4 protein-coding genes and 1 pseudogene are annotated in these 7,206 nt (G+C 74.5%); 3 read left to right on the top strand and 2 right to left on the bottom strand.

All coding sequences use genetic code 11. The features are described 5' to 3' along the window. The coding region (locus CCN39_RS43875) for an ATP-binding protein (RefSeq protein WP_086852628.1) at window positions 1–2,949 on the bottom strand (2,949 nt) is incomplete at its 3' end. A gap of 90 nt (window positions 2,950–3,039) precedes the next feature. On the opposite strand from CCN39_RS43875, the gene sthA reads away from it, so the two are divergent. After that, window positions 3,040–4,449 (top strand): Si-specific NAD(P)(+) transhydrogenase, encoded by a 1,410-nt coding sequence (gene sthA / locus CCN39_RS43870; protein WP_244211287.1) that lies wholly within the window; start codon window positions 3,040–3,042, stop codon window positions 4,447–4,449. 4 nt (window positions 4,450–4,453) lie between these two features. Here the strand turns inward: sthA and CCN39_RS43865 are convergent, their stop codons facing one another. Next, window positions 4,454–4,777: a hypothetical protein gene (locus CCN39_RS43865; protein ID WP_086852624.1), complete on the bottom strand. Its 324-nt coding sequence runs from the start codon at window positions 4,775–4,777 to the stop codon at window positions 4,454–4,456. A gap of 197 nt (window positions 4,778–4,974) precedes the next feature. On the opposite strand from CCN39_RS43865, the gene CCN39_RS43860 reads away from it, so the two are divergent. Beyond that, window positions 4,975–6,864 (top strand): intein-containing Rv2578c family radical SAM protein, encoded by a 1,890-nt coding sequence (locus CCN39_RS43860; protein WP_208630648.1) that lies wholly within the window; start codon window positions 4,975–4,977, stop codon window positions 6,862–6,864. A gap of 146 nt (window positions 6,865–7,010) precedes the next feature. Further along, window positions 7,011–7,206: pseudogene (locus CCN39_RS43855) on the top strand (organomercurial lyase); the annotation flags it as partial.

The raw sequence follows: 7,206 nt of genomic DNA, 5'->3' as shown, positions 1-7,206 counted from the left end.
CAGGGCGATGCTGCCCTGCGCGCGGGCCAGCTCCGCCGCCGCGCGCAGCCGGGGGACCGGATCGGCGTCGTGGCGCGCCCGCAGGCGCAGGACCTCCGGCAGCCACCAGCGGTCGTCCCGGGCCTCGCCGGCCGCCAGCGCCGCGTCCAGCGTTGCCCGGGCCGCGTCCGGCGCCGACAGCTCCGCGACCAGCGACAACCAGTACGGCATCCGCGCGAACGCCCCCTCGGCCTTGAGGTTCGCGACACCCTGCTGCGCCGCCGCCAGGCCGGCCGCGCCGCCGTGGGCCCAGCCGCCCAGCAGCAGCGCCCACTCGCGGTAGTACGCGAAGCCGTACCGGTCGCACAGGGCCCGGAGCTCGGTCACCGCGGCCTCCAGCGCCTTCCGGTCGCGGCGCATCTGGTGGGTGATGCCCGCGTACGCCAGCGCGATGGCCAGGCTGTACGGGTGCTCGATCCGCCGGGCGAGCGCGATCGCCTCGGCACCGGACGCCACGGCCGCGTCCTCGTCGCCGAGCAGCCAGTGGGCGTGCGCCGCCCAGGCCGGGCCGTGGACGTCCGGGCGGGTGCCGATCGGCCACGACGACGCGCCGCGGGTGCGTTCGGCGCCCAGCTCGAAGTGCCGCAGCGCCCCGGCCGGGTCGTGCCCGAGGCTCAGCGACGAGCCCGCGACGATGAAGTGCGCCGAACCGCCCTGCTCGGCGCTCGTGCCCGGCGCGAGCAACCCGAGGGCGCGCTCGGCCGCCTCGTGGGCCTGGACCGTCCGGCCCTGGACGAACCGCGACGACCACAGCTCCAGCAGCGCGGTGAGCGCGGCCTCCTCGTCCCCCAGCGACTCCGCCAGCGCGAGCGAACGCTCCAGCGTGCGCTGCAGCTCGGGGGACGAGTAGCCCTGGTGGGCGTTGAGCGGCCCGGCGAGCGCTTCGAGGACGGCCAGCTCGTCCCGGTCGCGGTTGCCGCTCGCCGGCCGGGCGCGGACGAGCGCCAGCGCCTCCCGCAGCAGCCGGATCGCTTCGGCGTGGGCGAACGTGCCCGCGGCGACGGCCGCCGCCCGCCGGTAGTGCGCGACCGCGCGGTCCGGGCGGCCGCCGCGGGCGTACTGCTCGGCCAGCTGCGCCGCCACGGCGTCGGTGTCCCCGGCGTGCAGCAGCTCCAGGCCCTGGGCCAGCCGCCGGTGCAGCAGCCACCGCCGCGGCGGGCTGACCTGCTGGTAGGCGGTCTCGCGCAGCAGGTCGTGGGTGAAGTCGTAAGCGCCGCCGAACTCGCGCACGATCCGGCGCCGCCACAGCTCGTCGACGGCGTCGACGACGGTGTCCGCGTCGAGGTCGCTCGCCTCGGTGAGCAGCTCGAGGGTGACGTCCCGGCCGGCCGCGGCGGCGAGCCCGGCGATCTCACGGGCGGCCGGGCCCGGCTGCTCGAGCCGCGTCCGTAGCACGGCGGCCAGCCCCTCGGCCGGCGGGGAATCGTGCGCCCGCAAGGCTTCGACGACGTAGAGCGGATAACCGCCGGTGGCCGCGTGCAGCAGTTCACGATCCGAAGTGGACAGTGGACGGCCGGCGACCGCCTCGCCGAGGCGAGCGGTGCCGGCGGCGTCGAACGGGCGCAGCGGCAGCTCGGTCAGCCTCCCGTCGTCGCGCAGCTGGGCCGTCCAGGCCGCGACGCCCGGGCCGGGGTCGCCGTCGCGCAGGGTCGCGGCGACCAGCAGCGGCGCCTCCGGCAGCAGGCCGAGGCAGAAGGTGACGAACGCGCCCGTCTCTTCGTCGCACCACTGCGCGTTGTCGAGCACCAGCAGCACGGGCCGCCCGCCGGCGGTGAGCGCCCGGGCCAGCCCTTCGAAGAACCGCAGGCGCTGCCACGCGTCGACGGTCGGGTGCCCGCCGCCGGCCGTCCGCGTGGCCGGCAGCAACCGGTCGACTTCCGCGCGCCACACCGGGGCCAGCGACGTCGCCGCCCGCTGCACGGCCGGCGTGCGCAGCCAGTCGGCCACCGGCGCCAGCGCGAGCCGCCCCGGCGAGGCGAAGCACCGGCCGGCGGCCACGAGCGCGCCCTCGGCGCGCGCGAGCCCGGCCAGCTCGGCCACCAGCCGGGTCTTGCCGACGCCGGCGTCGCCGTGCACCAGGACGAACCCGGCGCGGCCCGCCGCGGCCGTCCGCCAGAGCTCGCCGAGGCGGGCCAGCTCCGCGGCGCGGCCGACGAGCCCGGGCGCGGCCGCCCGCCGGAGCTCGGGGTCCGGCCGGGCCAGCAGCCGCCGCAGTGCCGCGCGGGTCGGCTCGGCCGGGACGAGGCCGAGTTCGCGTTCGAGCACCGACGCGCACCGGTGGTAGGTGCTCACCGCGCCGGCCCGGTCGCCGGCCTCGGCCTGCAGCGCCATCAGCGTCCGGTAGCCCGTCTCTTCGAGCGGCCGCAGCGCGATCCGGCGGCGGGCCGCGGCGAGCGCGGCGGTGGGATCGCCCGAAGGGGTCCGGCAGAGCAGGTCGCACAGCTCGACGCACTGGCGTTCGAGCTCGGCGCGGGCCGCCAGGACCCAGTCGTCGGCCAGGCCGGGCAGCAGCTCACCGCGGTAGGCCGCGAGCGCGGCCCGCGCGTGGCCGGCGGCCGCGCCGGGATCCTCGGCGGCGAGGGCGGCCCGGTGCGCGACGGCGAACTCCCGCACGTCCACCCGGCTCGACGGGGTGTCCCGCCAGCACAGGTCCTGCCCGGTGACGCTCAGCGAGGCCGGGTCGCCCAGCACCCGCCGCAGCTGGTGCAGCTCGCGGCGGAGGTTGGTGAGCGCCTGCGCGTCGGTGGAGTCCGGCCAGAACAGCCCGGCGAGCAGCCGCCGCGGCTGTGCTCGGCCGGCGTGCACGACGAGGTGCGCGACGAGCGCGACCGAGCGCGGCGACCGCGTCAGCACGGCGCCGGTTTCGTCGTCGGCGATCACCTGCTCGCCCAGCAGTGCGACGCGCAGCACCGGAACACGCTAACCCGGCGAGCCGTTCGCGCGCGGATCTTCACCGGGAGGGGGTTGCGCCCGGCCCGCCGGGTGCGCAGGCTCGACGTCGTGAGCGAGCACGAGTACGACCTCATCGTCATCGGTTCGGGCCCCGGCGGGCAGAAGGCCGCGATCGCCGCGGCGAAGCTCGGCAAGAAGGTGGCGGTCGTCGACCGGCACGACATGGTCGGCGGGGTGTGCGTCAACACCGGCACCATCCCGTCCAAGACCCTGCGGGAAGCCGTGCTCTACCTGACCGGCATGAACCAGCGCGAGCTCTACGGCGCCAGCTACCGCGTCAAACAGGACATCACCATCGCCGACCTGCTCGCGCGCACCCAGCACGTCGTCGGGCGGGAGGTCCAGGTCGTGCGCGCGCAGCTGATGCGCAACCACATCGACCTGATCGACGGCACCGGCTCCTTCGCCGACCCGAACACCGTCCTGGTCGAAGGCCGCCACCGCGGCGACCGGCGGACCCTGTCGGCCGCCCACATCGTGATCGCCACCGGCACCCGCCCCGCGCGGCCCAAGCAGGTCGACTTCGACGCCGCCCGCGTGCTCGACTCCGACGAGATCCTGCGGCTCGAGCAGATCCCGTCGTCGCTGGTCGTGGTGGGCGCCGGGGTGATCGGGATCGAGTACGCGTCGATGTTCGCCGCGCTCGGCTCGCGGGTCACCGTCGTCGAGCAGCGCGACCACATGCTCGACTTCTGCGACCCGGAGATCGTCGAGTCGCTCAAGTTCCAGCTGCGCGACCTCGGCGTCACCTTCCGCTTCGGCGAGAAGGTCGCGGACGTGGCGGTGTCCGACCACGCGACGATCACGACGCTGGTCAGCGGCAAGCGCATCCCGGCCGACGGCGTCATGTACTCCGCCGGCCGCCAGGGCATGACCGGCGAGCTCAACCTGGCGGCGGCGGGCCTGACCGCGGACGAGCGCGGCCGCCTGGTGGTCGACGAGAGCTACCGCACGGCCGTGCCGCACATCTACGCGGTCGGCGACGTGATCGGCTTCCCGGCCCTGGCGGCGACGTCGATGGACCAGGGCAGGCTCGCGGCGTACCACGCGTTCGGCGAGCCGGCGCACGAGCTCGGCGCGCTGCAGCCGATCGGCATCTACACGATCCCCGAGATCTCGTACGTCGGCGCGACCGAAGCCCAGCTGACGTCGTCGTCGGTGCCGTACGAGGTCGGCATCGCCCGCTACCGGGAGCTGGCGCGCGGCCAGATCACCGGCGACAGCTACGGCATGCTGAAGCTGCTGGTGTCGACTACGGACCGCAAGCTCCTCGGTGTCCACGTGTTCGGCACCGGCGCGACCGACCTCGTCCACATCGGACAGGCGGTGATGGGCTGCGGCGGCACGGTCGACTACCTGGTGGACGCGGTGTTCAACTACCCGACCCTGTCGGAGGCGTACAAGGTGGCGGCCTTGGACGCGACCAACAAGATCCGGGCGCTGGAGCGCTTCTCGTGATGCCTCACCGCACCTGGGCGTTGGCGCTGAGGTAGCTCCACCCGGCGCCGCAGGCCACGGTGGAACGGTAGGGATCACCCTGCACCCGCCACGGGCCGTAGAAGTTGGAGTAGTCGAAGCTGCCGCTGGGCGTCAGGTACCGGCAGTAGGCCACGGCCCGGAACTGCGTGCCGGAAGCGGACGCGTAGCAGTAGGCCGTCGCCCCGTTGCCGGACTGGGAGGCGGTGCAGTACGCGGGCGCCGCGGCCGCGGGTGCGGCCACGGCGACGGACAGCCCGGCGGCCGTCAGCGTCGCGGCGAGCACGATCTTCGCGGTTCGAGAAGTCATCGGTTCCTGCCTTCCGTGTCGCGGATGGGTCCACGACGCCCACGCGGGCCGGGAGAAGCCGGTTGAGGGGCCGGCCGGAACGCCACCCGGTCGGCCCAGCACCGTCCCATCCGTCCCACGAACACCACCGGCACCACGTGATCCGCTTGCCCCGAACCGGTTTGACACTCGTCTAGAACATATGTTCGACTGGCGCCGTGCGATGGGATCGGCAGCGGACAGGGGAGGGTGAACCGGCACTGCCCGGGCTCGAGGGCCTGGTGCGATCGGTGCGGTCACCGGAATTCGACGGCGTCACCTTTCACGAGGTGCACGCCCGGTCGGTGCTGAACAAGGTGCCCGCCGGCTCCGGCGTGCCCTTCGGCTGGACCGTCAACCCCTACCGCGGCTGCTCGCACGCCTGCACCTACTGCCTCGAAGGCGGCACCCGGATCCTGATGGCCGACGGCCGGACGAAGGCGTTGTCGGACTTGAAGGTCGGCGACGAGATCTACGGCACCCGTGGCCACGGCGCGTCCCGGCGGCTGGTGCCGACCCGCGTCGAAGCCCACTGGACCACCTTGCGCGCCGCCTACCGGGTGACCCTCGAAGATGGCACCCGGCTCGTCGCCGGCGGTGATCACCGGTTCCTCACGAGCAAGGGCTGGAAGCACGTCACCGGCAGCAAGTTCGGCGCCGCGCAGCGGCCGCACCTGGAGCCCGGCACCGAGCTGATCGGCGTCGGCCGGTTCGCGCCGACGCCGGACGAGACGCTCGGCTACCGGGCCGGCTACCTCTGCGGGATGCTGCGCTCCGGCGGGTTCGCCGCCGAGCCGGACGCCGCCGCCCGCGCGCTGCGCTACCTGCCGGACTTCGGCGCGTCGGTCGGTTTTCTCAAGGTACCGCCGGATCCGGACGCCCACTGGCAGCGCGGGTTCCTCGCCGGCGTCTTCGACATCGCGGGCGACTACGGCCGCGGCGTCCTCGCGGTGGCGCACGACGAGCCCGAGATCGCCGACGCCTTCATCGCCGCGCTCGACCGGTTCGGCTTCACCCACCAGCTGGACGAGGTGCCGAAGTTCCCGACGCGCCAGGAGATCCGGCTGCTCGGCGGGGTCGGCGAGGTGCTCCGGTTCTTCCACGTCGGCAACCCGGCCGTGACGTGGAAGCGATCCCTCGAAGGCGCGGTGATCGGCGCGAGCCGCCGCCGGGTGGAGGCGATCGAGCCGCTGGGCCTGCAGCTGCCGCTGTTCGACATCACCACCGGCACCGGCGACTTCGTGGCCGACGGCATGGTGTCCCACAACTGCTTCGCCCGGAACACCCACACCTACCTCGACTTCGACGCCGGCCGCGACTTCGACACCCAGGTGGTCGTCAAGATCAACGCTCCGCAGGTGCTGGCCGCGCAGCTGAAGAAGCCGTCGTGGCGGCGCGAGCACGTCGCCATGGGCACCAACACCGACCCCTACCAGCGCGCCGAGGGCCGCTACCGGCTGATGCCCGGCATCATCACGGCCCTGGCGCGCTCCGGCACGCCGCTGTCGGTGCTGACCAAGGGCACGGTGCTGGCCCGGGACCTGCCGCTGCTGCGGGACGTCGCCCGGGACGTGCCGGTCGGGCTCGCGGTGTCGATCGCCCTGCTCGACGAAGAGCTGCAGCACCGCCTCGAACCCGGCACGCCGAGCCCGCGGGCACGCCTGGAGCTGGTGCGCAAGGCGCGCGAGGCCGGGCTGCCGTGCTCGGTGCTGGTGGCACCGGTGCTCCCGTGGCTGACCGACTCCGAAGAGGCACTGGACGCGCTGTTCGCCCAGCTCGCCGACGTCGGCGCGACGAGCGTGACGGCGTTCGCGCTGCACCTGCGGCCCGGGGCGCGCGAGTGGTTCGGCCGCTGGCTGGCGGGCACGCACCCGGAGCTGGTCCCGCGGTACCGCGAGCTGTACGCGCGGGGGAGTTACGTGCGGAAGGCCTACCGCGAGGGGCTCGCGGCGCGGGTCGGGCCGCTGCTGCGGCGGCACGGCCTGGACCGCAAGTCCGGCTTCGACGCGCGGGGTCCCGAGCTGCCGGCGGCCCAGGCCGCGCCCGCGGAGCAGCTGCGCCTGCTCTGATGGTCCTTTTCGGACCAACTGGGTGACTCACTGGGCCGTTCGGGGGCGGTGTCTTCGGTTTACGGCAAAATGTCCGATCGTGTCGTTGTCGGCCCGCCTCACCGGCGCCTAACGTCGAAGGGATCGATCCCGGAAGGAGCCGGACGATGACGACCTCGCAGACCGAGCGTGTCGCGGCCGCCCGGCTCGCCTGGGCCGCCCTGAAGCTGACCCGGGCCGGCCGGCACCCGGTGGGCGTCGACCGGCTCGCCGCCACCGTCGGCGTCGCCCCGGCCGAGGCCCGCCGGCTGGTCGAGCTGATCGGGTTCACCCTGCACCGCGACCTCGTCTCGACCGGCCCGG

Origin of the sequence: Amycolatopsis kentuckyensis, from assembly GCF_002155975.1 — a bacterium.
Lineage (GTDB): Bacteria > Actinomycetota > Actinomycetes > Mycobacteriales > Pseudonocardiaceae > Amycolatopsis > Amycolatopsis kentuckyensis.
The sequence above is the reverse complement of the archived record's forward strand: the minus strand, read 5'-3'. Positions and strand labels throughout refer to the sequence as shown.